The organism is Streptomyces sp. Rer75 (assembly GCF_013414305.1).
Taxonomy (GTDB): Bacteria; Actinomycetota; Actinomycetes; order Streptomycetales; family Streptomycetaceae; genus Streptomyces; species Streptomyces himastatinicus.
Genome location: NZ_CP058693.1, coordinates 3,394,438 through 3,421,036, shown reverse-complemented (window position 1 = coordinate 3,421,036; position 26,599 = coordinate 3,394,438). Strand labels below are relative to the sequence as shown.

27 protein-coding genes are annotated in these 26,599 nt (G+C 72.3%); 19 read left to right on the top strand and 8 right to left on the bottom strand.

Annotated elements, in window-relative coordinates; genetic code table 11:
- The first annotated feature begins 9 nt into the window (after positions 1-9).
- From HYQ63_RS14620 to HYQ63_RS14575, 10 genes are all read left to right on the top strand, one after another.
- Entirely contained in the window at positions 10-1,086 is a 1,077-nt protein-coding gene (locus HYQ63_RS14620; protein WP_257231851.1) for a tetratricopeptide repeat protein, read from the top strand.
- Between the two features lie 70 nt (positions 1,087-1,156).
- The gene (locus tag HYQ63_RS14615; protein ID WP_009717987.1) at positions 1,157-1,516 is read left to right on the top strand and encodes a histidine triad nucleotide-binding protein; all 360 of its coding nucleotides are present in this window, start codon (positions 1,157-1,159) and stop codon (positions 1,514-1,516) included.
- Positions 1,517-1,521: 5 nt separating this feature from the next.
- Positions 1,522-2,442, top strand: coding sequence for a ribonuclease Z (locus HYQ63_RS14610; RefSeq protein ID WP_179934225.1), 921 nt, complete (start codon positions 1,522-1,524; stop codon positions 2,440-2,442).
- Between the two features lie 167 nt (positions 2,443-2,609).
- Positions 2,610-3,722 (top strand): carbohydrate kinase family protein, encoded by a 1,113-nt coding sequence (locus HYQ63_RS14605; RefSeq protein WP_179934224.1) that lies wholly within the window; start codon positions 2,610-2,612, stop codon positions 3,720-3,722.
- A gap of 171 nt (positions 3,723-3,893) precedes the next feature.
- Positions 3,894-4,898: a PhoH family protein gene (locus tag HYQ63_RS14600; protein WP_179934223.1), complete on the top strand. Its 1,005-nt coding sequence runs from the start codon at positions 3,894-3,896 to the stop codon at positions 4,896-4,898.
- Positions 4,899-4,942: 44 nt separating this feature from the next.
- Positions 4,943-5,440: an rRNA maturation RNase YbeY gene (gene ybeY / locus HYQ63_RS14595; protein WP_179934222.1), complete on the top strand. Its 498-nt coding sequence runs from the start codon at positions 4,943-4,945 to the stop codon at positions 5,438-5,440.
- Entirely contained in the window at positions 5,437-6,744 is a 1,308-nt protein-coding gene (locus HYQ63_RS14590; protein WP_179934221.1) for a hemolysin family protein, read from the top strand. The genes ybeY and HYQ63_RS14590 overlap by 4 nt, the downstream gene beginning before the upstream one ends.
- A gap of 319 nt (positions 6,745-7,063) precedes the next feature.
- A complete protein-coding gene (locus tag HYQ63_RS14585; protein WP_179934220.1) occupies positions 7,064-10,027 on the top strand; it encodes an Ig-like domain-containing protein in 2,964 nt (987 codons plus the stop codon).
- Between the two features lie 117 nt (positions 10,028-10,144).
- A complete protein-coding gene (locus tag HYQ63_RS14580; protein ID WP_179934219.1) occupies positions 10,145-10,495 on the top strand; it encodes a cytidine deaminase in 351 nt (116 codons plus the stop codon).
- A 70-nt stretch (positions 10,496-10,565) separates the two neighbouring features.
- Positions 10,566-11,579 carry a GTPase Era gene (locus HYQ63_RS14575; protein WP_179934218.1) on the top strand — a complete coding sequence of 338 codons (1,014 nt, stop codon included), beginning with the start codon at positions 10,566-10,568 and terminating at the stop codon, positions 11,577-11,579.
- Positions 11,580-11,606: 27 nt separating this feature from the next.
- Here the strand turns inward: HYQ63_RS14575 and HYQ63_RS14570 are convergent, their stop codons facing one another.
- Positions 11,607-11,873, bottom strand: coding sequence for a protealysin inhibitor emfourin (locus tag HYQ63_RS14570; RefSeq protein ID WP_123104072.1), 267 nt, complete (start codon positions 11,871-11,873; stop codon positions 11,607-11,609).
- 27 nt (positions 11,874-11,900) lie between these two features.
- Positions 11,901-12,983: a M4 family metallopeptidase gene (locus HYQ63_RS14565; protein ID WP_179934217.1), complete on the bottom strand. Its 1,083-nt coding sequence runs from the start codon at positions 12,981-12,983 to the stop codon at positions 11,901-11,903.
- 325 nt (positions 12,984-13,308) lie between these two features.
- Between HYQ63_RS14565 and leuA the strand changes: the two genes are divergently transcribed.
- Complete coding sequence (gene leuA / locus HYQ63_RS14560; RefSeq protein ID WP_179934216.1) at positions 13,309-15,087, top strand: 2-isopropylmalate synthase; 1,779 nt, start codon at positions 13,309-13,311, stop codon at positions 15,085-15,087.
- 166 nt (positions 15,088-15,253) lie between these two features.
- Positions 15,254-15,967 (top strand): TerB family tellurite resistance protein, encoded by a 714-nt coding sequence (locus tag HYQ63_RS14555; protein WP_179934215.1) that lies wholly within the window; start codon positions 15,254-15,256, stop codon positions 15,965-15,967.
- Between the two features lie 46 nt (positions 15,968-16,013).
- Here the strand turns inward: HYQ63_RS14555 and HYQ63_RS14550 are convergent, their stop codons facing one another.
- Positions 16,014-16,568 carry a carboxymuconolactone decarboxylase family protein gene (locus HYQ63_RS14550; protein ID WP_179934214.1) on the bottom strand — a complete coding sequence of 185 codons (555 nt, stop codon included), beginning with the start codon at positions 16,566-16,568 and terminating at the stop codon, positions 16,014-16,016.
- A gap of 86 nt (positions 16,569-16,654) precedes the next feature.
- Here HYQ63_RS14550 and HYQ63_RS14545 point away from each other — a divergent pair, with 86 nt between their 5' ends.
- Positions 16,655-17,122, top strand: a complete 468-nt coding sequence (locus HYQ63_RS14545) for a MarR family winged helix-turn-helix transcriptional regulator (RefSeq protein ID WP_179934213.1) — start codon at positions 16,655-16,657, stop codon at positions 17,120-17,122.
- A gap of 6 nt (positions 17,123-17,128) precedes the next feature.
- Here the strand turns inward: HYQ63_RS14545 and HYQ63_RS14540 are convergent, their stop codons facing one another.
- From HYQ63_RS14540 to HYQ63_RS14530, 3 genes are all read right to left on the bottom strand, one after another.
- Entirely contained in the window at positions 17,129-18,235 is a 1,107-nt protein-coding gene (locus tag HYQ63_RS14540; protein WP_179934212.1) for a hypothetical protein, read from the bottom strand.
- A 79-nt stretch (positions 18,236-18,314) separates the two neighbouring features.
- A complete protein-coding gene (locus tag HYQ63_RS14535; RefSeq protein WP_179934211.1) occupies positions 18,315-18,506 on the bottom strand; it encodes a YegP family protein in 192 nt (63 codons plus the stop codon).
- 68 nt (positions 18,507-18,574) lie between these two features.
- Positions 18,575-19,234, bottom strand: a complete 660-nt coding sequence (locus HYQ63_RS14530; RefSeq protein ID WP_179934210.1) for a GNAT family N-acetyltransferase — start codon at positions 19,232-19,234, stop codon at positions 18,575-18,577.
- Positions 19,235-19,335: 101 nt separating this feature from the next.
- On the opposite strand from HYQ63_RS14530, the gene HYQ63_RS14525 reads away from it, so the two are divergent.
- From HYQ63_RS14525 to HYQ63_RS14515, 3 genes are all read left to right on the top strand, one after another.
- The gene (locus HYQ63_RS14525; protein WP_055553048.1) at positions 19,336-19,545 is read left to right on the top strand and encodes a helix-turn-helix domain-containing protein; all 210 of its coding nucleotides are present in this window, start codon (positions 19,336-19,338) and stop codon (positions 19,543-19,545) included.
- Entirely contained in the window at positions 19,545-20,093 is a 549-nt protein-coding gene (locus tag HYQ63_RS14520; RefSeq protein WP_179934209.1) for a Clp protease N-terminal domain-containing protein, read from the top strand. Before HYQ63_RS14525 ends, HYQ63_RS14520 begins: the two co-directional genes overlap by 1 nt.
- 71 nt (positions 20,094-20,164) lie before the next feature.
- Positions 20,165-20,680: a GNAT family N-acetyltransferase gene (locus HYQ63_RS14515; RefSeq protein ID WP_179934208.1), complete on the top strand. Its 516-nt coding sequence runs from the start codon at positions 20,165-20,167 to the stop codon at positions 20,678-20,680.
- A 48-nt stretch (positions 20,681-20,728) separates the two neighbouring features.
- Here the strand turns inward: HYQ63_RS14515 and HYQ63_RS14510 are convergent, their stop codons facing one another.
- Positions 20,729-21,826, bottom strand: a complete 1,098-nt coding sequence (locus HYQ63_RS14510) for a WD40 repeat domain-containing protein (protein WP_179934207.1) — start codon at positions 21,824-21,826, stop codon at positions 20,729-20,731.
- Positions 21,827-21,949: 123 nt separating this feature from the next.
- Between HYQ63_RS14510 and HYQ63_RS14505 the strand changes: the two genes are divergently transcribed.
- Together HYQ63_RS14505 and HYQ63_RS14500 are read left to right on the top strand one after the other, a co-directional pair.
- Entirely contained in the window at positions 21,950-23,272 is a 1,323-nt protein-coding gene (locus tag HYQ63_RS14505) for a M20 family metallopeptidase (protein WP_257231850.1), read from the top strand.
- 270 nt (positions 23,273-23,542) lie between these two features.
- Positions 23,543-24,283 (top strand): class I SAM-dependent methyltransferase, encoded by a 741-nt coding sequence (locus HYQ63_RS14500; RefSeq protein WP_179934206.1) that lies wholly within the window; start codon positions 23,543-23,545, stop codon positions 24,281-24,283.
- Between the two features lie 19 nt (positions 24,284-24,302).
- Here HYQ63_RS14500 and HYQ63_RS14495 read toward each other — a convergent pair whose 3' ends face one another.
- The gene (locus HYQ63_RS14495) at positions 24,303-25,028 is read right to left on the bottom strand and encodes a Clp protease N-terminal domain-containing protein (RefSeq protein WP_257231849.1); all 726 of its coding nucleotides are present in this window, start codon (positions 25,026-25,028) and stop codon (positions 24,303-24,305) included.
- A 49-nt stretch (positions 25,029-25,077) separates the two neighbouring features.
- Here HYQ63_RS14495 and HYQ63_RS14490 point away from each other — a divergent pair, with 49 nt between their 5' ends.
- On the top strand, positions 25,078-26,541 hold the full coding sequence (locus HYQ63_RS14490) for an oxidoreductase (protein WP_179934205.1): 1,464 nt from the start codon (positions 25,078-25,080) through the stop codon (positions 26,539-26,541).
- The last annotated feature ends 58 nt before the right edge of the window (positions 26,542-26,599 follow it).

The window sequence follows — 26,599 nt, the reverse complement described above, 5'->3', positions numbered from 1 at the left end:
GGACCGTACATGAGCGAGACAGGAACCGAGCATCCGCTGACCGCCCAGGCGGCCGCGCTGATCGAACTCGAACGGTTCGACCAGGCGAAGGAGCTGCTGGCCCGCCGCCTGGCCGGTGATCCGGACGACGTCCGGGCCTGGGCGCGGCTGGCCGTCTGCCACAACCACGCCGAAGACTTCGAGGACGCGCTGCACGCGACCCAGGAGGCGCTGCGCCGCGCCCCGGAGGACTTCAGCACGCACCGGATACGCTCGTACACCCTGCGCCGGCTCGGACGCTCGGACGAGTCGGTCGCCGCCGCCCGTGAAGCCATCCGCATCCTGCCGGACCACTGGGCGGGGTACGTGACGCTCTCCGAGGCGCTGATCGCGCAGCGTGAGTGGTCGCAGATGTACGAGGCGGCGGTGACCGCGGTGCGGCTCGGCCCGGAGGAGATCGAGACCCACCACGCCCTGTGGCGGGCGGCCCTGGTCACCGGACGGCAGGACGTGTGCGACCAGGCGGTGCGCGAGGTGCTGCGCATCGACCCGTCCAACGCCTGGGCGCTCCAGCAGCTCGCCACCCGTAAGGCGGCCGCGAAGGACGCCAAGCTTCCGGAGGTCGCCCAGGGCTACGCCCAGGCGCTGGCCGCCGCCCCGGGCAACGAGGGGCTGCGCAAGGGCCTGGAGGGGACGCTGTTCCGGATGGTGCGCGGCACCCGCTGGCTCGCCCTGCTGTGCCTGCTGATCGCCGTGCTGACCGCCAGGGTCTTCCCCACCGGGGACGATCCGACCGCGCTGCCCGCGCCCCTCGGCACGAGGCTCTACGCGCTCGCCCTGATGGGCGTCGTCTGGGCCCTGGGCGCCTGGCGCGCGTACCGCAAGCTGCCGCAGGGCGCCAAGCTGGGCGTCTGGTCGCTGGTGCGGCGGGAGTTCTGGGTGAAGCTCTCGCTGTACGAGGCGGTGTGGTGCACCCTGTGCGCGGTGCTGATCGTGATCGTCCCGTGGACGGACCGGGTGCTCCTCCAAGTGCTCACGCACGCGGGCTGGGTGCCCCCCTTGATCACCATCTGGTTCGAGCGGGCCGCGCTGAGGGAGGCCCGGTAGCATCCCGTGCGAAGGCGTTGATGATCCAGAAGTGCCGATGATCCAGCCGACGATCCGTAAGGAGCCACCGGTGGCGGGAGAACCGCAGGCCGACTGCCTGTTCTGCAAGATTGTCTCGGGGGAGGTGCCGGCGACCGTCGTCCGCGAGACGGACACCACCGTCGCGTTCCGCGACATCAACCCCCAGGCCCCGACGCATGTCCTGGTGATCCCCAAGGTGCACTATCCGGACGCCGTGTCCCTGGCGGCCGCCGAGCCGCGGATCGCCGCCGACGTGCTGGTCGAGACGGGTGCGGTCGCCGCCCACGAGAAGATCGACGGCACGGGCTACCGGGTCGTGTTCAACACGGGCTCGGGCGCCGGGCAGACCGTCTTCCACACGCATGCCCACGTCCTCGGCGGCCGCGGCCTCAACTGGCCCCCCGGGTAGTTCCGTTGTCCGCACGGGAACTGGTCGTCCTCGGCACCGCGAGCCAGGTGCCCACCCGGCACCGCAACCACAACGGCTATCTGCTGCGCTGGGACGGCGAGGGCATGCTGTTCGACCCCGGCGAGGGCACGCAGCGGCAGATGCTGCGCGCTGGGGTGGCCGCCCATGACATCAACCGGATCTGCGTCACCCACTTCCACGGGGACCACTCGCTGGGACTGGCCGGGGTCATCCAGCGGATCAACCTCGACCGCGTTCCCCATCCGGTGACCGCCCACTACCCGGCGAGTGGGCAGCGCTTCTTCGACCGGCTGCGGTACGCCACGGCCTACCGTGAGACGGTCCGGCTGACCCAGCGGCCGGTCAGCGGTGACGGCGAGGTGATCGCCCGTACTCCCGCGTACACCCTGGAGGCGGTCCGGCTCTCGCACCCGGTCGAGTCCTACGGCTACCGCCTCGTCGAGCCCGACGGCCGCCGGATGCTGCCGGAGCGGCTCGCGGCGCACGGGGTGCGCGGGCCCGAGATCGGGCGGCTCCAGCGGGAGGGCGCGATCGAGCGGGACGGGCGCACGGTCACGCTGGAGGAGGTCAGCGAGGCCCGGCGCGGCCAGCGGTTCGCGTTCATCATGGACACCCGGCTGTGCGAGGGCGCGCACGCGCTGGCGGAGGGCTGCGATCTGCTGGTGATCGAGTCGACGTTCCTGGACGAGGACGAGCCGCTGGCGACCGAGCACGGCCATCTGACGGCCGGGCAGGCGGCCCGGATCGCGGCCGGGGCGGGCGTACGCCACCTGGTGCTGACGCACTTCTCGCAGCGGTACGGCGACCCGGCCGAGTTCGAGCGCCAGGCGCGCGCGGCGGGCTTCGACGGGGAGCTGACCGTCGCCCAGGACCTGATGAGCGTGGCCGTGCCGAAGCGGCGCTAGACCGCCGTCCCGCCGCGGGACGGGTGCCATCAGGCACACTGGCCGCATCCGCCCCGGCGGCAGCGGAACGGAACGAAACACCGGAAACGGAACGAAGCACCAGCAGCACCAACAACACAACGAAACCGGTAGCAACAGAACAGAACGGTCCGACCTGGGAGCACACGGTGACGACACACGACGGTGACCAGCCCTCGGCGAGCCGCCCCCTGCTCGATCCGCTGGCGGCCGTCCGCGGCCCCGGCGACCCCGGCTGTGACGTCTATCTCACCGGCACCGTCTTCCTCGACATCATCTTCACCGGCCTGGACTCCGCGCCCGTCCGCGGCACCGAGTCCTGGGCGCGCGGCATGGGTTCCAGCCCCGGCGGCGTCGCCAACATGGCCACCGCGCTGGCCCGGCTGGGGCTGCGCACCTCGCTCGCCGCCGCCTTCGGCGACGACCACTACGGCGACTACTGCCGGGACGCGCTGGAGCGCGGCGAGGGCATCGATCTGTCGCTGTCCCGCACCATCCCCGGCTGGCACTCCCCGGTGACCGTCTCCATGGCGTACGAGGGGGAGCGCACGATGGTCTCGCACGGCCACGAGGCGCCGCCGCCCGAGGAACCCGCGCCCAGCTGCCCGCCCCCGGCCCGGGCCGCCATCGCCTCCCTCGTCCCCGGCCGCCGGGAGGAGTGGGTCGCCGAGGCCGCCCGGCGCGGCAGCCGGATCTTCGCGGACGTCGGCTGGGACGACACCGGCCGCTGGGACCCGGCGGACCTCGCCGACCTGGAGCACTGCGAGGCGTTCCTGCCCAACGCGGCCGAGGCGATGTCCTACACCCGCACCGACTGCCCGCGGGTCGCCGCCCGCGCGCTCGCCGAGCGGGTGCCGCTCGCCGTGGTCACCCTGGGTGCGGAGGGGGCGTACGCGGTGGACGGCCGCACCGGCGAGACCGCCGAGGTGCCCGCGATCGCCGTGGAGGCCCTGGATCCGACGGGCGCCGGGGACGTGTTCGTCGCGGGCTTCGTCACCGGCACCCTCGCCGACTGGCCGCTCGCCGACCGGCTGGCGTTCGCCGGGCTGACCGCCGCGCTGTCCGTCCAGGAGTTCGGCGGTTCGCTCTCCGCGCCCGGCTGGTGCGAGATCGGTGCCTGGTGGCAGCACGCCCGCTCCTACGACGACCAGTCCCCGAGCGCGCTGCGCCGCTACGCCTTCCTGGACCGCCTGCTGCCCCCCGCCGCCCGCCCGAGCCTGCTGCGCCGGGCCGTCCCCACGATCGGCTTCCGCCGGGCGTGAACACCCGTGCCCGGTACCAGGCACGAAGCGTCTGCGGCCCGGTGTGACGAAGGGTACGGAGTAAAAGCGCTCGGGTCTTGTCGGTGGCCCGTCGTACCCTGGTATCTCAAGGTTGTCGAGCAGCGAGAACCCTTGTCACAGGAGGTAGGAGCAGGCCACAGAGCCGAGCCCATGACGCAACCAACCACAGCACCGCAGGCGCATGCGCAGTTCACGGTCCCGACCAAGCATCCGATGGTCATGGTCCTGGGGTCCGGGGATTCGCTGCTGCGTGTGATCGAAAAGGCGTTCCCGTCGACCGATATCCATGTCCGGGGCAATGAAGTCAGCGCGACCGGGGACCCTGAGGAAGTCGCCCTGGTCCAGCGTCTGTTCGATGAGATGATGCTGGTGCTCCGCACCGGTCAACCGATGACGGAGGACGCGGTGGAGCGCTCCATCTCCATGCTGCGCGCAGCCGAGAACGGTGAGGGCGAGGCGGCCGAGACGCCCGCCGAGGTGCTCACTCAGAACATTCTCTCCAACCGCGGCCGCACCATCCGCCCCAAGACGCTCAACCAGAAGCGCTATGTCGACGCGATAGACAAGCACACCGTCGTCTTCGGCATCGGCCCGGCCGGTACCGGCAAGACCTACCTGGCCATGGCCAAGGCGGTCCAGGCCCTCCAGTCCAAGCAGGTCAACCGGATCATCCTGACCCGGCCGGCGGTCGAGGCGGGGGAGCGGCTGGGCTTCCTGCCCGGCACGCTCTACGAGAAGATCGACCCGTATCTGCGGCCCCTGTACGACGCGCTGCACGACATGCTCGACCCCGACTCCATCCCGCGCCTGATGGCCGCGGGCACGATCGAGGTCGCCCCGCTGGCGTACATGCGCGGCCGGACGCTCAACGACGCGTTCATCATCCTCGACGAGGCGCAGAACACGAACCCCGAGCAGATGAAGATGTTCCTCACCCGGCTCGGCTTCGACTCGAAGATCGTGATCACGGGTGACGTCACCCAGGTCGACCTCCCGGGCGGGACCAAGAGCGGTCTGCGCCAGGTGCGGGAGATCCTGGAGGGCGTCGAAGACGTCCACTTCTCCCTGCTCACCAGTAAGGACGTGGTCCGGCACAAGCTGGTCGGCCGTATCGTCGACGCGTACGAGCAGTACGACAGCCGCAACGGGCTGTGACCACCCCGAAACCCGAGACCACCCGAGAAAAGACGAACCACCCCATGGCGATCGACGTCAACAACGAATCCGGCACGGACATCGACGAGCGCGCGATCCTGGACGTCGCCCGCTACGCACTGGCCCGGATGCGTATCCACCCGCTCTCCGAGCTGTCGCTGATCGTCGTCGACGCCGACGCCATGGAGCAGCTCCACATCCAGTGGATGGACCTGCCGGGGCCGACCGATGTCATGTCCTTCCCGATGGACGAGCTGCGGCCGCCCGCCAAGGAGGACGACGAGCCCCCGCAGGGCCTCCTCGGTGACATCGTGCTCTGCCCCGACGTGGCCAAGAAGCAGGGGGAGGAGGCGCCGACCGGGCACTCCATGGACGAGGAGCTCCAGCTGCTCACCGTCCACGGCGTCCTCCATCTCCTCGGCTACGACCACGAGGAGCCGGACGAGCGCGCCGAGATGTTCGGCCTCCAGGCGGCGATCATCGACGGCTGGCGGGCCGAGTACGGCCTGACCGGGCCCTCCCCGGCCCCCACCACGCGATGAACGGGCAGCTCCTCACGGCGACCGTCCTGCTGGTGGTGGTCGCCTGGCTGGCGGCCTGCGCCGAGGCGGGCCTCGCGCGCACCACCCGGTTCCGCGCGGAGGAAGCGGTGCGGAACGGGCGGCGGGGCAGCGCCAAGCTGATGCTGGTCGCCGAGGACCCCACCCGCTACCTCAACGTGGCGCTGCTGGTGCGCGTCGCGTGCGAGGTGGCGGCGGGTGCCGTCGTCACGTACGGCTGTCTGCACGCGTTCCCGGAGACGTGGAAGGCGCTGACCGTCGCGATCGGCGTGATGGTCCTGGTGTCGTACGTGGCGGTCGGCGTCTCGCCGCGCACCATCGGCGCGCAGCATCCGCTCAACACCGCGACCGTCGCCGCCTATGTGCTGCTCCCGCTGGCCCGGATCATGGGCCCCATCCCGCCGCTGCTGATCCTCCTCGGTAACGCGCTCACCCCCGGAAAGGGCTTCCGGAAGGGCCCGTTCGCCTCCGAGGCCGAGCTGCGCGCGCTGGTCGACCTCGCCGAGCAGGAGTCGCTCATCGAGGACGACGAGCGGCGCATGGTGCACTCCGTCTTCGAGCTGGGCGACACCCTGGTGCGCGAGGTGATGGTGCCGCGCACCGATCTGGTCGCCATCGAGCGCTTCAAGACCATCCGGCAGGCGCTCACCCTCGCGCTGCGCTCCGGCTTCTCCAGGATTCCGGTCACCGGGGAGAACGAGGACGACATCGTCGGGATCGTCTACCTCAAGGACCTGGTCCGTAAGACGCACATCAACCGGGAGTCCGAGTCCGAGCTGGTCTCCACCGCCATGCGGCCCGCCGCCTTCGTCCCCGACACCAAGAACGCGGGCGACCTGCTGCGCGAGATGCAGCAGGCGCGCAACCACGTGGCCGTGGTGATCGACGAGTACGGCGGCACCGCGGGCATCGTCACCATCGAGGACATCCTCGAGGAGATCGTCGGCGAGATCACCGACGAGTACGACCGCGAACTGCCGCCCGTGGAGGACCTCGGCGACGGCACCCACCGGGTCACCGCCCGGCTCGGCCTCGGCGACCTCGGCGAGCTGTACGGCACGGCCCTGGAGGACGAGGACGTCGAGACGGTGGGCGGGCTGCTCGCCAAGTCGCTGGGCCGGGTGCCGATCGCGGGCGCCACGGCCCAGGTCGACATCCCCGAAGGCGGCACCGACCCGGCCCTGAAGGCGCTGCGGCTGACCGCCGAATCCCCGGCGGGCCGCCGCAACCGCATCGTGACGGTGCTGGTGGAGCCGGTGCGGGAGACGGCGGCGGCCGAGTCGTAGGCGTAGGGCGTACGGGGGGGCGCCCCGTATCACGCCCGCGCGGGGAGGCGCACGGACGCGCGGGGTCGCGCTGCGCCATACGGATGCATTCACCCTCTGTGGTCTGGCCCATCTGGCGTAGGCAGCGGCTTACTTGCAGATACCGACCGGTGGGCCGCCCATACCCCTGTCGGGGGACAGTCGACTTGTCGTCCCGACGTAGGCAGGTCGGCCGTATGGGCACCCCCACGCAGGGAGAACACGGTCTCCGCGGGCTTGATCGCGGAGACCAGGGCGGTCCACCCCTCCCCATACCGCACCCCGGGAAGGGGCCGCTCCCATGGCTTCCTCGACCACCACGGTCACCTCCACCCCGAACCCCTCCGTCCCCGGCCAGACCGTCACCTACACCGCGACGGTCGACTCCGTTCCACCGGGCGCGTTCACCCCGACCGGCACGGTCACCTTCACCCTGGACGCCGGGGCGCCGGTGGTCGTCCCGGTCGACGCCAGTGGACAGGCCGTCTTCACCGACAGCTCCCTCGCCGTGGGCTCCCACACGGTGACGGCCACCTACAGCGGCGACGCCAACCTGGACCCGTCGACGGGCACCAGCATCCAGCAGGTCAACCAAGGGGCGACGACCACCTCCCTGACGGTCTCGCCCAACCCCGCGGTCTGCGGCGAAGCGGTGACCCTGACGGCGACCGTGGCGGCGGTCCCGCCCGCCTCGGGGGTCCCGACCGGCACGGTGACGTTCATCATCAGCGCCGACGGACCGGCCCTCACCGCGCCCCTCGACGCCACCGGCCAGGCGTCCGTCACGGTCGCCGATCTGGATGTGGGCCTCCACCTGGCGGTCGCGTTCTACGGCGGGGACACCGAGTTCGCCGCGTCCAACTCGGCCCTGGTCCCGGTGACGGTGAACCAGGCGACCTCGACCACCGCCTTCACCGCCACTCCCGACCCGTCGGTGTGCGGCCAGACGGTGACGCTGTGCGCGACGGTGACCGTGGACGAGCCGGGGACCTGTACGCCCACCGGGACGGTGACCTTCGCCGTTTCCGGCGGCCCGACGCTCACCGCGCCGCTCGACGCGACCGGCCAGGCCTGTGTGACGAGCGACGAACTGCCCGGTGGCACCAACTCGGTGACCGTCACCTACTCCGGCGACACCGGAGTCGCGGGCTCCTCGACCACCGGCTCGGTCACCGTCGACCAGGCCACGTCGACGGTGACGGTCTCGGCGACGCCGAACCCGTCCGTCTGCGGCGAGGCCGTCACCCTGTGCGCCCAGGTGACGGTGGCTTCGCCCAGCACCTGCGTCCCGACCGGTGACGTGACGTTCGTGATCACCGGCGGTCCGACGCTCACGGCGACCCTCGACGCCACCGGCCAGGCGTGCGTGACCACCACCGCCATCCCCGTGGGCACGCAGACCGTGACCGCCACCTACGCGGGCAACGCCGGGGTCGCTGGCTCCACGGGCACCACGAGCGTGACGGTGAATCAGGCGGCCTCGACCACCACCGTCACCGCCCCCGACCCCTCCGCCTGCGGCGAATCGGTGACCATCTGCGCCCAGGTGACGACCGTGCCGCCCGGCACCTGCGCCCCGACCGGCACGGTGACGTTCGTGATCTCGGGCGGTCCGACGCTGACGGGGGTGGTGGACGGCACCGGTCAGGCGTGCGTCACCACCAGCGCCGTCCCGGTCGGCACCCACACCGTGACCGCCACCTACTCCGGCGACACCGGCGTCGCGGCCTCCTCGGGCGTCGGGACGATCACCGTCAACCCGGGCACGTCCACGCTGACCGTCTCGGCGACGCCGAACCCGTCCGTCTGCGGCGAGGCGGTGACCATCTGCGCCCAGGTGACGGTGGATCCGCCCAGCACCTGCGTCCCGACCGGCGACGTGACGTTCGTGATCAGCGGCGGTCCGACGCTGACGGCGACCCTCGACGCCACCGGCCAGGCGTGCGTGACCACCACCGCCATCCCCGTGGGCACGCAGACCGTGACCGCCACCTACGCGGGCGACTCCGGCGTCGGGGGCTCGACGGGCACGGCCTCGGTGACGGTGAACCCGGCGTCGTCCACCACCACGGTCTCGGTCACGCCCTCCCCGTCGGTCTGCGGCGAGTCCGTCCTGCTGTGCGCCCAGGTGACCACCGTGGCGCCCGGCACCTGCACCCCGACCGGCACGGTGACCTTCGTGGTCTCGGGCGGCCCGACCCTCACGGCCACGGTCAACGCCAGCGGTCAGGCCTGTGTCTCCACCACCGCCATCCCGGTCGGCACCCACACGGTGACGGCGACCTACGGAGGAGGCGGCGGCGTCGCGCCCTCGACGGGCAGCGGCTCGGTCACCGTCAACCAGGCCGCCTCCACGACGGCGCTGACGATCTCGCCCAACCCGTCCGTGTGCAGCCAGCCGGTGACGCTCTGCGCCCAGGTCACGACCGTCGCGCCGGGCACCTGCACCCCGACCGGCACCGTCACGTTCGTGATCAGCGGCGGCCCGACCCTGACCGGAACGCTCAACGCCAGCGGTCAGGCCTGCGTCACCACCAGCGCGCTGGGCGTGGGAGCGCACACGGTCACGGCCACCTACGGGGGCAGCACGGGCGTCGCGGGCTCGACGGCCACCGGCACCGCCACGGTGAACACGGCCAGTACCACCACCACGATCACCTCCACCCCCAACCCCTCCGCCCCCGGCCAGACGGTGACCTTCACCGCCACCGTGGCCCCGGTGGCGCCCGCGACCGGCACCCCGACCGGCACCGTCACGTTCGTGATCAGCGGCGGTCCGACCCTCGTCGGAACGCTCAACGCGGCCGGGCAGACGACCGTGAGCACCAACGCGCTCACCGCCGGCTCCCACACGGTCACCGCCACCTACAGCGGCGACAGCTGCTACAACTCGTCGACCGCGTCGCTCACCCAGACCGTGGCGGGCTCGACGACCACCACCCTGACCGCCACCCCGGCCGTCATCCGGCTGCGGCTCAACGGCCAGCTCCTCATCCCCACCCTCAGCGCCACCCTCAAGGACCAGGCCAACAACCCCGTCCCCGGCCAGACGATCGTCTTCACGGCCAACACCGTGCTGGGACCGATCGCCCTGGGCAGCGCGGTCACCAACGCGTCCGGCACGGCGACGCTGACCAATGTCACCGTCCCGCCCGTGGTGCTGACCGCCAACACCTACACCGCCACCTTCGCAGGTGGCCCGGGCCTCAGCCCGGCCACGGCGTCGGCCTCGCTGACGTTCCAGCCGCTGCCGATCCTCCCGTAGCGGTTCCCGTCCGCCCGCGCCGGGCCGTCGCCACTGCGGCCCGGCGCGGGCTCACGCGTACAACCGGTGTCACGCCCGGTCAACGCCCGGCCAGCGCCCCGTCCTATGCTCATCCGTATGAGCGAAGCAGCGCAGCTGGACCCCGAAGACCGCAAGATCATCACGCTGGCCCGCTCCGCGCGCGCCCGCAACGGCGTCGCGGAGGGCGCCGCCGTACGCGACGAGACGGGCCGTACGTACGTCGCGGGCACCGTCGCCCTCGACTCGCTCCGGCTCAGCGCGGTGCGCACCGCCGTCGCGATGGCGGTCGCCAGCGGGGCGACGTCGCTGGAGGCCGCGGCCGTGGTGACCGAGGCGGAGACCGCCACCGACGAGGACCGCGCGGCCGTACGGGACCTGGGCGGAGCCGGGACCCCGATCCTGCTGGCGGGCACCGACGGCACCCTGCGCGCCTCGCTGCCCGTCTGAACCACCGGCCCGGAACGAAGCTGTGGACGGCTGGTCGGAGCGGTCCGGGGCATCGGGGAGAATGGTGGCCATGACTGCCGGTACCTACCCGTCCCCGACCGAGCAGCGGGAGACCCCGCACCGCTCGGGTTTCGCCTGCTTCGTCGGCCGCCCCAACGCGGGCAAGTCGACCCTGACCAACGCGCTGGTGGGGACGAAGGTCGCGATCACCTCCAACCGCCCGCAGACCACCCGGCACACCGTGCGCGGCATCGTGCACCGCCCCGACGCACAGCTGGTGCTCGTGGACACCCCCGGGCTGCACAAGCCGCGCACCCTGCTCGGCGAGCGGCTGAACGACGTCGTACGGACCACCTGGGCCGAGGTCGACGTCATCGGCTTCTGCCTGCCCGCCGACCAGAAGCTCGGTCCCGGCGACCGCTTCATCGCCGCCGAGCTGGCCGGGATCAAGAAGACGCCCAAGGTCGCGATCGTCACCAAGACCGACCTGGTCGAGTCCGAGCAACTGGCCCAGCAGCTCCTGGCCATCGACCGGCTCGGCAAGGAGCTGGGCATCGAGTGGGCCGAGATCGTCCCGGTCTCGGCCGTGGGTGCGGAAAAAATGGGGGCTGGACGCAGTCCCTCGTCTGAGGGTGGTGGTGGGAGAGGGGCCGGCCAGGTCGGCCTGCTGGCCGATCTGCTCGTCCCGCTGCTCCCCGAGGGCCCGACCCTCTACCCCGAGGGCGACCTGACCGACGAGCCGGAGCAGGTGATGGTCGCCGAGCTGATCCGCGAGGCGGCGCTGGAGGGCGTACGGGACGAGCTGCCGCACTCCATCGCGGTGGTCGTGGAGGAGATGCTGCCGCGCGAGGACCGCCCGGCGGACAAGCCGCTGCTGGACATCCACGCCAACCTGTTCATCGAGCGCCCCAGCCAGAAGGGCATCATCATCGGCCCGAAGGGCCGCCGCCTGAAGGACGTCGGCTCCAAGTCCCGCAAGCACATCGAAGCGCTGCTGGGGACCCCGGTCTTCCTCGACCTTCACGTCAAGGTCGCCAAGGACTGGCAGCGCGACCCGAAGCAGCTGCGTCGGCTGGGGTTCTGAGGCCGTCCCCGCGAGGCCGCCAGGGCGCTACGTGCCCTCCTTCAGGACCGTCCGCACCAGCTCGCGCTGGGCGTCGCTGAGGTGCGGGTCCGCGGCGTGGACCGTGCGGCCGTCCACCGTGATCTCGTAGTGGAAGCCGTCCGGGACGCCGCGCGTGGCCGCCGGGGCGCCGGACTCGACGGCCTGGTGGGCCAGGGCGGCCAGATGGGTGGCGTCGGGCCGACCGGCGGTGTCCAGATCGGCCCGGCGCTCGATTCCGGCGAATCCGCCGGAGCGGGTCACGGAGATACGCATAGGTCCATCAGTACCCGAGGGTGAGGCTCAGCGCGCGTCCAGGTCCGTGATCCCGACGCCTTCCCAGGCCTCCCGCACCGCGTCCCGCTCCTCGCCCTCGCCGAAACGGGCCCGGGCGGCGGCCACCGTGAGCCGGGCGAAGTCGTCGAACTGCGCGTCCGGGGACAGCTCGCCGCCCGTCAGCACGTCGTACCAGACCCGCCCCGCCTTCTCCCACGCCTTGCCGCCGAGTGCCGTGGCGGCCAGGTAGAACGCGTGGTTGGGGATGCCGGAGTTGATGTGGACGCCGCCGTTGTCGCGCGAGGTGCGCACGTAGTCGTCCATCGTGCCCGGCTGCGGGTCCTTGCCGAGGACGTCGTCGTCGTACGCCGTGCCGGGGGCCTTCAGCGAGCGCAGGGCCACCCCGGTGACCCGCTCCGCCAGCAGCCCGGCCCCGATCAGCCAGTCGGCCTCGTCGGCGCTCTGGCCCAGCGCGTGCTGCTTGACGAGCGAGCCGAAGACGTCGGACATCGACTCGTTGAGCGCCCCGGACTGGCCGAAGTACTCCAGGTTGGCGGTGTACTGGGTGACGCCGTGGGTCAGTTCGTGGGCCATGACGTCGATGGGGATGGTGAAGTCGAGGAAGATCTCGCCGTCCCCGTCGCCGAAGACCATCTGCTCGCCGTTCCAGAAGGCGTTGTTGTAGTCCTGGCTGTAGTGGACGCTCGCGTCCAGCGGCAGGCCCGCGTCGTCGATCGAGTGGCGGCCGTACACCTTGAGGAACAGCTCGAAGGTCGCGCCCAGCCCGTTGTAGGCCCGGGTCACCGACTCGTCCGAGGTCGCCGTGTCGCCCTCGCCGCGCACCTTCTTCCCCGGCAGCGCTTCCTGGTGCTGGGAGTCGTAGATCGTCCGCTTGGGCCGGTCGGAGGGCGCGCCCTCCAGGGTGGGGGCGGCGATCCCGCGGACGGTGGTGATCCGGCGGCGCGTGCGCTCCAGGGCGTCCCGCTCCAGGGTGCGGCGGGCGGGATCGGCGAGGGCGGAGTCCTCGTGCTGGGAGACCTTGTCGAGGACGTGCGGCGGCACGATCGTGCAGAAGACGCGGCGGCTGCGGGAGTTCGCGTTGACATCCATCCAGGCAATGTCGCACCGCGTCTACCGCTTGTCACGCCTTGCGGTCATGATTGATGAAATCGAGTGGTTGATGGCCATTCCTCCTTGCGGGATGCCGTGGTCCGCATAGTGATACGGGGCCACGCGCCGCGCGCGTCTCGGTTACGCTGCTGAGCATCATGCGTTTCGGGCTGCTTCTTCTTAGCTGCCGCGGCGAGGGCCTGTAGTCGTAGGCCGACCCCCTCCCCGCGGAGTTCGGTGTTGCGGTGATTACGCCCCGTCGGCCGCCCCATGGACTTACGTCCCAGCGGACACCACGAGCGGATCCCAGAGGAGCCCACGCATCATGAGCACGTCCGACAATCCCGGTCAGCGCGCCGTAGGCCGCCCCACCCCCATCACCGCCGCGACCGTCACCCAGAAGCCCTCGGGCATGCCGATCCACAAGTACGGCCCGTACGAGGCCGTCGACATCCCCGACCGCACCTGGCCCGACAACCGGATCACCGCCGCGCCGCGCTGGCTGTCCACCGACCTGCGGGACGGCAACCAGGCGCTGATCGACCCGATGTCCCCGGTGCGCAAGCGCGAGATGTTCGACCTGCTGGTCCGCATGGGATACAAGGAGATCGAGGTCGGCTTCCCCTCCTCCGGCCAGACCGACTTCGACTTCGTACGGTCGATCATCGAAGAGGGCGCGATCCCCGAGGACGTGACGATCTCCGTCCTCACCCAGGCCCGCGAAGAGCTGATCGAGCGCACCGTCGAGTCGCTGCGCGGCGCGCACAGGGCCACCGTGCACCTGTACAACGCCACCGCGCCCACCTTCCGCCGGGTCGTCTTCCGCGGCACCCGTGAGCAGGTCAAGCAGATCGCGGTGGACGGCACCCGGCTGGTGGTCGAGTACGCCGACAAGATCCTGGGTGACGACACGGTCTTCGGCTACCAGTACAGCCCCGAGATCTTCACCGACACCGAGCTGGACTTCGCGCTGGAGGTCTGCGAGGGCGTCATGGACGTCTGGCAGCCCGAGGCCGGCCGCGAGATCATCCTCAACCTGCCCGCGACCGTCGAGCGCTCCACGCCCTCCACCCACGCGGACCGGTTCGAGTGGATGTCGCGGAACCTGTCCCGCCGCGAGCACATCTGCCTGTCCGTCCACCCGCACAACGACCGCGGTACGGCCGTCGCCGCCGCCGAGCTGGCGATCATGGCCGGGGCGGACCGCATCGAGGGCTGCCTGTTCGGGCAGGGCGAGCGCACCGGCAACGTCGACCTGGTGACCCTGGGCATGAACCTGTTCTCCCAGGGCGTCGACCCGCAGATCGACTTCTCGCAGATCGACGAGATCCGCCGCACCGCCGAGTACTGCAACCAGATGCAGATCCACCCGCGCCACCCCTACGCGGGCGACCTGGTCTACACCGCCTTCTCCGGCTCCCACCAGGACGCCATCAAGAAGGGGTTCGAGGCGATGGAGGTCGGCGCGGCCGAGCAGGGCAAGACGGTCGACGACATCGAGTGGGCCGTGCCGTACCTGCCCATCGACCCCAAGGACGTCGGCCGCTCCTACGAGGCCGTCATCCGGGTCAACTCGCAGTCCGGCAAGGGCGGTATCGCCTATGTCCTGCGGAACGACCACAACCTGGATCTGCCGCGCCGCATGCAGATCGAGTTCTCCAAGACGATTCAGGCCAAGACCGACGCCGACGGCGGTGAGGTCACCCCGGCCCAGATCTGGGCGACCTTCCAGGACGAGTACCTGCCGACGGACGACAACCAGTGGGGCCGGATCGCGCTGCGCACCGCCCAGACCTCCACCACCAGCGAGGGCACCGACGCGCTCACCGTCGAGGCCGTCGTGGACGGCACCGAGACCGTCCTGACCGGCACCGGCAACGGCCCGCTGGCCGCCTTCTTCGACGCCCTGGGCGCCATCGGCATCGACGTACGGCTGCTGGACTACTCCGAGCACACCCTGAGCGAGGGCGCGGCCGCCCAGGCCGCCGCGTACATCGAATGCGCGATCGACGGGAAGGTGCTGTGGGGCGTCGGCGTCGACGCCAACATCGTGCGCGCCTCCCTCAAGGCCGTCGTCTCGGCGGTCAACCGCGCACGGCGGTGAACACCCGCTGATCCTGTCACCCACAAGGGGCCCCGTTCGCCGCACGAGGTGGGCGGGGCCTCGGGTTTGGCCTGTTGTCTCCGTTCGGGGTACTGACGGCGCATCATGGATGTGGCTAGCATCACGTCAACGCGGCAACGTGGCCGAAGCGTTATGGAGGTGTGACGTGGTGCACGCGCGAGCCCGCCGTGACCGGGACCTGTGTGTGGTAGGCGTCCGCACTCTATGGCGGACGGTCGGCGATGGTGAGTTCTTCTGCCCCGACTGCGGAGGTGACCGCAACTACCGCCGCCGCACCGGCCGCCGCCGCATCGTGGTGCTCGGCCTGCCACTGCTGCCCCGCGGACCGGTCGCGCCCGTCGTCGAATGCGCCGCCTGCGCGGCCCGGTTCGGCACCGAGGCCCTGGACCACCCCACCACCACCCGCTTCTCCGCGATGCTGCGCGACGCCGTGCACACCGTCGCCCTCGCGGTCCTCGCCGCGGGCGGCACCGAGGCCACGGCGGTGCGGCAGGTGGCGGTCGGCGCGGTGCGCGCCGCCGGATTCGCCGACTGCGACGAGGACCAGCTCCTCGCCCTCATCGAAGCCCTCGCCGCCGACACCGGCCGCCTCCCCGGCGCCGCCACCGGCGAGCGCGACGGCCTCGACCCCTGCGGTACGGCGCTCGCCATCGAACTGCACGAGGCCCTGGAACCCCTGGCCCCCCACCTCGCCCCCACCGGCCGCGAAGCGATCCTCCTCCAGGGCGCCCGCATCGCCGTAGCCGACGGCCCCTATCGCCCCGCCGAGCGCGCGGTCCTCGAAACCGTAGGCCGCGCCCTCATGATCTGCCCCGACGACACGGCCCGCCTCCTGGCCGCCACCCGGGCGGCGTTCTAGGGGGTGTCGTGCCGATCATGCCGGGCTCCCGACGCCAAGACACCCCCTAGCCGCTCCAGGCGAACGGCGCGAGCCGCTCGTCCAGGGGCGCCCGGGTCATGCGGTTGGCGAACGTGGACAGGGTGTACGCGCCCACGCCCAGCACGACTTCCAGTGCGTTGCGCCGGGTGAACCCCCGCTCGAGAAAGGCGTCGAACACCTCGTCCCGCACGGCCCCGGCGTCGTCCATCACGGCGAGCGTGAACCCCCGCAGGCATTCCAGTCGTTCGTCCTCAAGGGCGCGCTGCTCCCTGAGCGCGGCGATGAGTTCGCCGTCGGCGTCCAGTGCGGTGAGCTTTCCGGTGTGCATGGCGACGCACACATGGCAGGCGTTGCGCGTGGCGATGGTCATGATGACCACCTCGCGGGCCGGCGGATCCAGTGTGGCCGCCTCGAACAGCCCGCTGAGCCTCAGGAATCCGTCCAGCACCTCCGGCGCCTCGGCCAGCCGCCCGACCGGCGCCGGAAGGTAGCCGAGCCGCCGGGTGACCGCCTCCATGGATCTCCGCGCCCCGGGCGGCGCGGAGTCCGGGGTGTGGTCGGTGAACAGGTCGACGGGCATGGTGAATCCCCCCAGGTCTATTATCGACAACGTGGTTGTCGAAAAAGTAAACCAGGTTGTCGAGCTGGACAAGAGGTGTCGCCGCCATGGCTGACGAGACCCCCGGCTTCGAACTCCCCCTGCTGCTCTTCGCGGGCTTCCGCACCCTCATCGACCAGCTCCACGCCGAGCTGGCCCGCCAGGGCCACCCGGACGTGCGTCCGGCGTATGGCTTCGCCCTTCAGGCCATCGGGCGCGGCGGTGCCACCGCCAGCGAGCTCGGCCGCCTCCTCGGCGTCTCCAAGCAGGCCGCGGGCAAGACCGTCGACCGCCTGGTGGCCCTGGGGTACGCCGTGCGGGCCGACGACCCCGCCGACGCCCGTCGTAAGGTCATCCGGCTTACACCGCACGGCGTCGACGCCCTGGCCCGTTCGGCGGCCATTTTCGAGGAGCTGCGCGCCCAGTGGGCCACCGCCCTCGGTCCGGGCCGGTTGCGGGCCCTTGAGGCGGATCTGCGCGCCGTGGCTCCCCTCGCCGGGGTCCGGCTCGACGTGCCGGGCTGGTTCGGCGGCTGAGGGGCGTCAGCCCTCGTCCCGGGTGCCCCAACCCTTGCGGTATGCCGCCCAGTCCGCGTCCGTGGCGGCGAAGTCCACGTACAGCGCCACCCCGAACCGCTTCCGCAGGCGGTCCTCGCGGCCGAGGCCGAGGCGGGTGCCGCGGACGGCGGCGGTGACGGTCTCGGCCCAGGCGTGGTGGCCCCAGTTGTTGGTGTGGTAGCCGGGCAGGCCCATCAGGAGGTCCGTTCCCGGCGGGGTGGCCTCCAGGGCGAGTTCCGTCTGCTGGGCCACATAGCCGCCGTACAGGCTCTCCAGCGGCATCGACGTGTCGTACGACATGACCGCGATCTGGTCGACCCGCCGCGCCACCTGTCCGAAGAACGCCTGCGACCACCACTTGGGGTGGTTGAAGAAGAAGCCCGCCACCGAGTGCAGCGCGGGCAGTGGGTCGATCTGGTGGGCGGCGACCGAGAGCGGGGCGCGGCGGGCGCGGGTGAGGGCGCGCAGGTCGTCGAGGAGGGTCAGGTAGTCGCGGTCGCCGGAGTGCAGCGGCTCCAGGTCGAAGTGGACGCCGTCGAAGCCCGCGTCGAGCACCTGACGGGCGGAGCGCACCACATGGGCCCGGCTGCGCGGGTCGGTGAGCCGCAGCCCGGTAGGGCCCTCGGCGGCCAGGACGTCGCCGAGCCACGCCTGTACCCGTACGCCGGGCAGCTCGCGGTGGACGGCCTTCAGCAGCCACCCGGCGCGCGGGTAGCGCTTCGCGGACAGGGTGCCGTCGTGGTCCAGCGGGCCCGCGTGGACGTACAGGTCGCGGACGCCGGTGTCGCGTATCCGCCGGGCCAGGGTGGCGAGTTCGGCGTCGCCGTTGCGGCCGTCCACCCAGGCGTGGCCGAGCCACACCGCGTCCCGGTCCCGGGTGCGGGTGCCGGGCTCCGGATCGCCCGCGTAGTTCAGCCGCAGCGTGATCCCGGCGGCGAGCAGGGACAGCACCAGGCACCCCACCAGGGTCGCCACCACGCGCTTGGGCCACCTCAGCCGGGGATGCGACCAGCAGCGGACGACGGCGGAGCGGACCCGGCGGAGCCGGGTGCGAGTGGCGGCCAGGGCCTGGGATATCGGGGGTTTGGTCACGTACGGGAGAGTAGCGAGCGCCGTACGGACGCCGTCGGCCGTACGGCGCGGCTACCGCACCGAACCTGCCCCGCCGGGTCTACGACTTGTCGGTCGGGATCTCCTTGACCTCGGCCGTGGGCGCGTTCTTCTTGACCGACTCGACGCCTTTCTGGGCCGCGGACCTGGAGTCATAGGACTCGCCGACCGCGATGATCTCGCCGTTGCCCGCTTTCAGGCGGAAGCGGTGCTTGCCGCGCTTGTCCTCGTAGATCTCGAACTTGCCCGCCATGTGATGCCACCTCCACGGGTCGTCCCGGCCCCCTCGAACCACCGTAAATCCGGCCATACGTCCTCGCATCAGAGGCGCTCGGGCGCGGGCGCGCCGAACATCTCCCGGCACGGCTCCAGCCCCCGCACCTCGACGGGGACGGTGCGCCGCTCCTCCCAGGCCGCGCGGTCCAGCCGCAGTCGCTGGAGCGTCCGCTTCTCGCCCCGTACGGCGACCGTCTCCAGGCCGTCGGGGCGGTAGCCGAGGCGACGCGAGACGCCGAGCGAGCGCCCGTTCTCCATGAACGCGGCCGACGTCAGGCTGAGCGCCCCCAGTCCGGCGAACGCCAGATGCGCCACGGCCGCGCGCATCTCCGTGCCGAAGCCCTGCCCCTGGTGGGCGGTGCCCAGCCAGGAGCCGGTCTGCGCCTCCCGCGTCACCGCGAAGGCGGTCGCGGTGACGTCCTGCCGTCCGATCACCGTGCCCTCGTGCAGTACGGCGAGGCTCAGCGTCCAGTCCTCCGGCCGCCACTCGGCGATCGTGCGCAGGACGTGCTGGAACGTCGCACGGCTGCGTTCCTCCGGGGCCGCGTCGGACCACGCCACGCTGAACGGCATCTCCGCCGGGTCGTGCACCCCGCCCGCGGCGACGGCGGCCAGCTCGTCGGTCAGGGCGATGTCGGGAAGGCGCAGCTCAAGGCGTGGGGTGTGGAGGCGGAGCCCGTAGAGGGGCCAGTGATGGGGGTCCATGGCGAGAGGTTGCCGGAGCCGCGGAGGCCGCGTCGAGCCAATTACCGCCGCGGATGTCAATCAAGGTTGACGCCCGGCACGTGTCAACGTACATTGACGGCATGACCGAAGCAACGGATCTCGCCGCGCGCGCCGGCGACCGGGACCCCCGGGTCGGACTGCGCGCCGTCGCCGCGCTGCGCCGGCTGCTGGAGCAGCTGGAGGCCGTACAGGTGCGCAGCGCCCGCGCCAAGGGCTGGTCGTGGCAGGAGATCGCGGCCGAACTGGGCGTCAGCCGTCAGGCCGTTCACAAGAAGCACGGGAGGCGTTGATGTTCGAGAGGTTCACCACCAGTGCCCGCGAGGTCGTCCGCGGAGCCGTCCGGCAGGCGGACGAGACGGGCGGCGCCACGGTCGGCGAGCCCGAGCTGCTGCTCGCGCTCCTGGACCGTACGAACACCCCCGCCGCCCACGTCCTGACCACCCTGGGCGCCACCGCACGGCGCTCCTCGATCGAACGCGCGCTGGCCGACGTCCGCCGCCGTGGCGGCATCTCTCCCGCGGACGCGGAGGCGCTGGCGGGGCTCGGCATCGACGTGGACGCGGTCGTCTCCCGCGTGGAGGACGAGCACGGCGTCGGCGCCCTGGCCACCCCGCGCCGCCGTCGCCGCTCCCGCGGCCGTTTCGACCCCGAGGCCAAGTCGGTCCTCGAACGGTCGCTGCGGATCGCGCTCGGCCGCGGCGACAAGCACATCGGCGACGAACACCTCCTGCTCGCCCTCCTCGCCCGCCCCGGGGTCGCCGCGAACGTCCTCGCCGATCACGACGTGACGTACGTCCAGGCGGAACGGGCCCTCGCCACCCGCGCGCGCTCCGCGTAGCGACGCCGTTAGGGGCTCCGTACCGCACAAATGGGTTGCCCCGGGCTCGATCCGCCGCGCATCCTGTGCCGATGCTGATCCGACGAGAAACCCCCTCCGACCTCGCCGGCGTACGCGACGTCACGGCGGCAGCGTTCGGCAAGTCGGAGGCCGCGGTCCCGGTCGAGGTCACCCTCCTCGATGAACTCCGCACCTGCGACGCCTGGTTACCGGCCCTGTCGTTCGTCGCGGCCGATGACCGCGGCGATGTGATCGGCCATGTGGTGTGCACCCGGGGCCACGTCGGCCCCGACCTCGCCCTCGGGCTCGGGCCCCTCAGCGTCCACCCCGCCCACCAGCGCCGGGGCGTGGGCCTGGCGCTGATGCACGCGATCCTGGGCGCGGCGGACGCGTTCGGCGAGTCCCTGGTCGCGCTCCTCGGCAGCCCCGCGTACTACGGCCGCTTCGGCTTCCGCCCCGCGGCCGCGTACGGCATCACGGCCCCCGACCCGGCCTGGGGCGACTACTTCCAGGCCCGCCCCCTGACCGCGTATCAACCCACCCTCAAGGGCCCCTTCGCCTACGCCGAGCCGTTCGACCGCGTCTGATCCGCACGATCTGATCCCCACTATCTGATGCGCACGATCTGATCCGTGCTAGCCGACGGCACGGGCGAGATCCCACACCCGGATCTCCTCATCGCCCGCGCGGGTGATGGCGACCGGGGCGCCCGCCAGTTCGGTGACCGTCTCCAGATGGCCGGGGATCGGGTCGCCGAGCTGTTCGCCGCGCCCCAGGTCCCACACCCGGCTGGTGCCGTCGTTGCTGCCGGTCACCGCGATGGCGCGGCCCGCGATCCGTGCGGTTCCCATGGTGGAAATGCAGTCGGTGTGGCCGGTCAGCGGCGCTCCGACCGGCTCTCCGCTGTCGAGGTCCCACCGGTGGAGGGCGTTGCCGTCGCCCCCGGCCGCCACCACCGTGCGGCCGTCGGCCTCCACGGCCGCGAGCGCCCTGACGGCAGGCTTGATACCGGTCAGGGACGGTCCCAGCTGCTCGCCGCCGATCAGATCCCAGACCTGTACGAAATCGTCGTGGCCGCCGGTGACGGCGATGGGGCGACCGGCGAGGAGCCCGGCTCCCATGCCCCCGTTGTAGCTCGCGCTGAGCGCCGCGACGCGTTCGCCGCGCGTCAGGTCCCAGGCCCTCAGCTCGCCGTCCTCGGAGCTGCTGACGGCGAGCAGTCCCGGGCCGGTCGCCACCGTGGTGAGCGCCGTGACGCCGAGGCCGTGGCCGGTCAGCGTCTTGCCGATCTTCCGGCCGGTACGGAGGTCCCAGACGCGCACCGCTCCGCCCATCGTCTCCAGATCCGGGCCGGAGAGGTCGAACCGGCCACCGCCGGTGATGACCACGGGCCGACCGCCGAGGTGCGCCACCGTCAGCTCGGAGGCGATCTCGAACGAGTCCACGTCACACCGGGGCCTCAACTCGTCCTCGTCGAACTCGCCGTCCTCGAAACCCTCGTCGTCCTCGTCCCACTCGCCGACCTCGTAGTACCACTCGTCCTCGGGACCGGCGGCGTCGAGGTCCAAGGGGCGCTGGACACACTCCCCGTCGAGCAGGCCGCAGACCCACAGCGCCGCGTCCTCGTCGACGCTGACCGTGACGGGAACGCCGTCCAACTCCATGACGGGCGTGGTGTCGTGCCGGGCGTGGGTGTGGCCGTGGAAGCGGGTCATCATGCGGTGGTCAGTCATGGGCGGACCCTAACCGCGCCCACCGACAGGCCCGTTGGTGGCGGTGGACAAGGGGCTACCCCCACCCCTGGGCGGTGGCTCGCCGGATGGGCCGCGGGGTGTGCGTGGGGCGATCGTGGCGTCATGACCGACCACGAAGAGAACACGGTGAAACCACTCATGGAGCGCACGCTCGCCCGCCGTACGCTGCTGGCCGCCACGGCGGCAACCGGCACGGGAGTGGCGTGGGGGACCGCGGGGCGGGCCGCCGCGCACGGAGGGAAGCGGGGGGAGCGGGGAGTGGCGCAGGGGGCGGTGGACGCCGAGGTGGCGCGCCTGGAGCGCGAGCTGATCGCGCTGCGGCGGGACCTCCACCGGCACCCCGAGACGCCGGGGCAGGAGCGGCGCACCGCCGGTGTGGTGGCGCGGGAGCTGCGGGCGGCCGGGCTGACCGTTGCCACGGGGGTGGGCGGCCACGGCGTGGTCGGTGTCCTGCGGGGCGTACGTCCGGGGCGGACCGTGGCGTACCGGGCGGACATGGACGCGGTGCCGCCCAAGGACATCATCGGCGGCGGCCCGGCGGCGGCCCACCTCTGCGGGCACGACGTCCACACCACGGTGTCCCTGGGCGTCGCGCGGGTCCTGGCGCCCCTGCGCACGCGGCTGAGCGGCACGGTGGTGTTCGTCTTCCAGCCCGCCGAGGAAACCCTGTCCGGGGCCCGCGCGCTGATCGACGCGGGGGTGCTGGAGCGCACCGGCGTCGAGGAGATCCACGCCCTGCACTGCGGGCCGTTTCCCGTCGGCCGGTTCGCCGTGACGCCGGGCTACGGGCTGCCGGGCCAGGACAAGGCGGAGGTGACGCTCTCGGGGCCGGACGCGCCCGGGGACGCCGGGCGCCTGGCCGCCAAGATCGCCGCGCTCGCCACGGTGGCCCAGCCGCAGACCCCGGCCGACCTGGAACGGCTGATCGCCGACGCCCAGGTGCCGGGCGGGCCGCTGGCCCGCTTCCTGGCCGTCAGGGCCACCGCGCAGGGGGACACGGTGAGCGTGTCCTACCGCTGCTGGCCGGAGGAGCGGTACGCGGAGGTCCGCGCGGACATCCGACGACTGGCCGCCTCGTACCCGGGCGCCACGGTGAGCTTCCCCGCCGACCCGTTCCCCGCCATGGTCTGCCCCGAGCCCGACGGCCGCAGGCTCGCCCGCCACCTGCGCCGCACGGTCGGCCGGGACGCGGTGGTCGAGCTGCACGCCGCCTTCCCGCCCTTCAGTGGCGAGGACTTCGCCCTCTACCTGGACCGCGTCCCCGGTACGTACACCTTCCTCGGCGTCCGTGCCCCCGGCGCACCCGTCACCACCGCCTATCCGCACTTTCCCGACTTCGCCCCGGACGAGCGCGCCATCGGCCTCGGCGTACGGACGATGGCGGGCTGGCTCGCGGAGCGGACCTCGGCCGCTCAACGGGGGTAACCGGACCAGGCCCGCGCGTACCGTGGGGTAGCGGTCACCCGCGGTCGATGCGGCGCCCTGGGCGAGGCGAATGTGACCAGCGCCACCAGATCATCGCCCCCGCACCCGTCCCGTGGGGCTTTCGTTTCAACTCGCCCCGGAACGCGCGGCGGTCGGCCGCCCGGATACCCTCTTACGGGCGTCCGCGCCGCCCCTTCCCGCCCCCGTGGGTGGGCACCGTCACGGTGATGGGGGATCGGCGCCCGCGTGGCGGGTTTGTAGCGTCGTGCCATGGACGACTCGATCACCACCTCGCACAATCGTGTCCTCGCGCAGAGCGGTGCCGGGAACTGGATGTTCCTTCTGGAGGCAGCCCGGGACATGCGCACCACCGGGGCCCTCGCCCCCAGCGGCAGGGCGCTGGCCCATGCGCTGACCGAACCGGTGCGCGCACAGGCGGGGCGGCGGCTGAACGTCCTGGAGGCCGGTGCCGGTACCGGCTCGGTCACCCGCTCCCTCATCCCCCAGCTCCCGGCGGGCAGCCGCCTGGACATCGTCGAGGCCAATCCCCGCTTCACTGACCGGCTGCGCCACCTCGTCCGCACCCACCCGGTCCTGACCGGACAGTCCGGCCAGGCCCGGGTGCACCACGCCTACGTGGAGGAGCTGGACATAGGCCACCGTTACGACGCGATCATCTCGGGTCTGCCGTTCGCCAACTTCGACCCCCACCAGGTGGAAGCGATCATGGGCCGGTATCTGGAGCTGCTGCGCCCCGGCGGCCTGCTGACCTACTTCGCCTACCGCGGCACCCGGCAGGCCCGCACCCTGCTGTCCCTGGCCTCCCGCGCCCAGGCGCGGCGGCAGCGGGCCTCCGAAGAGGTGCTGGCCGACTACCAGCGCCACTACGCCACCGGCCGCAGCGCGGTGTGGGCCAACCTGCCCCCGGCCCACGTCTGGCAGCTCCAGCGCCCCGCGGAGAGGGGCCCGGGGGCGAGCCCGACGTCCGCCGGAGTCGCGGTCGCCGGGTGATCGCCCGCGCCGGACGCCGTTACGCCTCCGGCCGGCCCTCGCCCGGATCCGGCGCCGCCGGGTCCGTACCCAGCGCCGCCGGGTCCGCGCCCGTCTCGCCGAGCACCGCCGCGGCCACCCCGCGGCCGATCCGGGCGAGGCCCAGCAGCAGGTGGTCGCAGTCGATGCGCGCCGAACCCGCCTCCTCCGCCCGCTCCTCGGCCAGGGCCATGGCCTTGCGGGAGTACGGGGTCCAGGCGATCCGTTCGGCCGCCTGCGACGCGCCCATGCTCAGCCGGGCGCCGACGGCCCGGTGCACCTCGGCGGCGGACACCCCCGCCGCCGAGAGCAGCCGGGTGGCGCTGTTCTCCTCCGCGGTCAGCCCCCACAGCAGGTGCTCGGTCCCGATGTAGTTGTTGCGGTGCTGCACCGCGGCCCGCTTCACCTGCGTCATCGCCGCACGGAGGCCGTCGGTCATGTTCTCCGGCGCATAGCGCTTGTGGGGTGCGTGAAAGCGCTGCTGCACCGCCTGCCGGGTCACGCCGAGCGCCGTACCGATGTCGGTCCAGGAGCAGCCGTGCATCCGGCAGTGTTCGACGTAGTCCTCGACCAAGTCGTCCGCCAGTGCCTGGAGTTGCCCGGAGACTCCGGCCGCCACCGTCAGCAGGGCGAGCCAGTCGGGCTGTTCCTGGCCACCGGGGCGGTGCGCGGTGTCGCAGGTCCGGTCCACTTCCGCGATGAGATCGTCGAGATCTGGGAGCGTCATGAGGCAAGTACGCCTTGACAATTCCCAACTGTCAAGGCGTACTTGCCTCATGACGCTCACCGAACCGGAGCGGCGACTCCGGGAAGCGTTCGCGACCGGGGCCAAGGTCGACGTACGAGACGCCGCGACGGCGGACGAGCCGGAGGAGGACGGTTCCGGCTGGGGCCCCCGGCGCACCGTCCGGGCGGAGGTCATCCGTTCCCTGCTGCTCGGCGGCGCCGACACCCGGCCGGGCGAGACCCCGGTCGTCCACCTCGTCGGAGCCCGGGTGACGGGGCGGCTGAAGCTGGTCTTCTCGGAGGCGTGCTGTGTGCTGCGGCTGGAGAAGTGCTGGTTCGAGGAGCCGCCCCAGCTGTACGGGGCCACGCTGCACGTCACCGGCTTCGGCGGCTCGTATCTGCCCGGACTCGGGATCAACACCGCGACCGTCGCGGGCAACCTGGACCTGATGAAGACCCGCATCCGGGGCATGGTCAACCTGGCGGGCGCCCGTATCGACGGCAGTCTGCTCCTCCAGGGCGCGCGGCTGTCCAACCCCGGCGGGGTGGCCCTCGACGGCTCGCGGATGGACGTCGGCAGCGGCGTCGTCGGCCGGGAGGGGTTCCGTGCCGAGGGCGGGATACGGCTGCACGAGGCGCGGGTGGGGGAGGCGCTGCGCCTGGAGGGAGCGCACCTCCACCACCCCGGCGGCGACGCCCTGTGCGCCGAGAGCATCCAGGTCGGCTCCCGTATCGACTGCGGCGAGGGCTTCCGCGCCGAGGGCGCGGTCGTGCTGACGAGCGCCACCGCGGGCCGGGCCGTCAGCTTCCGGGGCGCCACGGTCCTGCACCCCACCGGGCACGCGGTGGACGCCCGGCACCTCCAGACCGGGGAACTGGACCTGCGGACCGCGCGGGCGGAGGGCACCGTCGATCTGCGCCACGGCCGCCTCGACGTATGGCACCTCCCGACCGGCACGTCTCCCGCCCCCGTCCACCTCGACGGGCTCACCTACCGGGCGCTGGAGCCGCACCTGCCCGTCGACCGCTGCCTGGCCCTCGTCACGCGCGACCCCGACGGATACCGCCCGCAGCCGTACCAGCAGCTCGCCGCCACCTACCAGACCATCGGCCACGACGACGACGCGCGCGCCGTCCTGCTGGCCAGGCAACGCCACCACCGCGCCACACAGCGCCCCCTCGGCCGGGTCTGGGGGCATCTCCTCGACGCGACGGTCGGCTACGGCTACCGCCCCTGGCTCGCCGGACTCTGGCTCACCGCCCTCACCCTGCTCGGCACGGCGGTCTTCCGCGCCGCGCACCCGAAACCGGTCAAGCCGGGGGAGGGCGCCCCGTTCAGCCCGCTCGTCTACACCCTCGACCTGCTGATCCCCATCGGCGGCCTGGGCCAGCGCAACGCCTGGTACTGGCCGTCCGACCCCGTCCAGTGGCTCGCCTACGCGCTGATCGCGGCGGGCTGGCTGCTGACGACGGCGGTCGTCGCGGGCGTCACGCGGGTGCTGAACCGCAGCTGAGGGGCGGGCCGTCCATCCATGACCGACGTGCGGCGGCGGCAGGGCCGCCGCGACATGC